The sequence below is a fragment of the Oleiphilus sp. HI0043 genome (assembly GCF_001634935.1).
Map to the genome: position 1 here is coordinate 1 of NZ_LWEY01000485.1, position 1448 is coordinate 1448.

Genomic DNA, 1448 nt, shown 5'->3' on the forward strand with positions numbered 1-1448 from the left:
ACGATAAAAAGCGATTTCGCCTTGTAACGCCCTACATAACAGGCTCGGATGACTGCTGCCTCAAAGATAATACGGGTGTTACCCGATTCCCCAGTGGTTATTATTTCTCAGCGAACTGCAAATTCGGCTTTTTGGGCTTACTTTACAGTTTCCTAAGTTTTCAGACCTAGGCTAAAGCACTAGGTCTGAAAGGATTCATCACTTGATTATAGACATAAATTCAAAACTTGCAGATTATTGCAATTGATTATGTCTCGACGGCAGAAAGTCTACCCTGACCACTACCGTCTTCAGCACTATTAAGTTGAGCGCTGCAACAACATATTTCTAATATGACCAATAGCTCGCGTTGGATTAAGCCCCTTAGGACAAACGCTAACGCAGTTCATGATACCCCGACAACGGAAAACACTGAAAGGGTCATCCAAATCAGCTAAACGCTCTGCCGTAGCAGTATCACGTGAGTCAGCCAAAAATCTGTATGCCTGTAACAAACCTGATGGCCCGACAAACTTGTCAGGATTCCACCAGAATGATGGGCAAGCTGTTGAACAACAAGCACATAAGATACATTCATACAATCCATCCAGCTTTTCACGATCTTGAGGCGTCTGTATACGCTCAATAGCAGGTGCTGGCGTATCATTAATCAAGAATGGCTTAATTTTCTCGTATTGCTTGTAGAACATAGACATATCTACAACCAAGTCACGAATAACCGGCAAGCCCGGCAAAGGACGAATGATTAACTTGTTACCCTTCACAACTTCTGAAAGAGGTGTAATACAAGCCAATCCATTCTTACCATTCATGTTCAAACCATCTGAACCACAAACACCTTCACGACAAGAGCGGCGGTAAGCCAGTGATGGATCTTTTTCCTTAAGCAAGCCCAGGACATCAAGAACCATCAAATCTTTCCCTTCAGGGATCTGTAACTCAACATCCTGCATATAGGGTGCAGTGTCTTGTTCAGGATTATAGCGATATAAACTTACTAACATCTTCCAAATCTCCCCTTAGTAAGAGCGTACTTTTGGTGGGAACGCATCAACGGTCTTAGGCGAGAAATTAACATCACGCTTACCAACGCGCTTCTCTAGAGGGAAGTACATTGAGTGTTTCAACCAGTTTTCATCATCACGCTCAGTAAAATCATTACGAGCATGAGCACCACGACTTTCTTTACGTCCTTCTGCAGCTACAGCTGTTGCGTAAGCAACTTCGAACAAGTTATCCAGCTCAAGCGCTTCGATACGAGCAGTATTGAAAGCAGCGCTCTTATCTTCAAGATGAGTATTCTTAACTCTCTCACCTATTTCGTCGAGCATCTTAAGACCTTTCTGCATGGTCTCACCTTCACGGAAAACGCCAAAGTAAAGCTGCATCGTGCTTTGCAAATCTTCTCGAACCTTAGCAACACTTTCACCGCCAGTCGTATTATCCAA

1 protein-coding gene and 1 pseudogene are annotated in these 1448 nt (G+C 43.4%); both read right to left on the reverse strand.

Annotated features, from left to right (window positions below; all coding sequences use genetic code 11):
• Positions 1-299: 299 nt before the first annotated feature.
• Positions 300-1004, reverse strand: a complete 705-nt coding sequence (locus tag A3729_RS06090; protein ID WP_068512317.1) for a succinate dehydrogenase iron-sulfur subunit — start codon at positions 1002-1004, stop codon at positions 300-302.
• Between the two features lie 15 nt (positions 1005-1019).
• A pseudogene (sdhA, locus tag A3729_RS06095) lies at positions 1020-1448 on the reverse strand (succinate dehydrogenase flavoprotein subunit); the annotation flags it as partial.

Bases quoted from the DNA above. Each gene is read 5' to 3' on its own strand.
- A3729_RS06090 (WP_068512317.1), bottom strand. From the start codon at position 1,004: ATGTTAGTAAGTTTATATCGCTATAATCCTGAACAAGACACTGCACCC.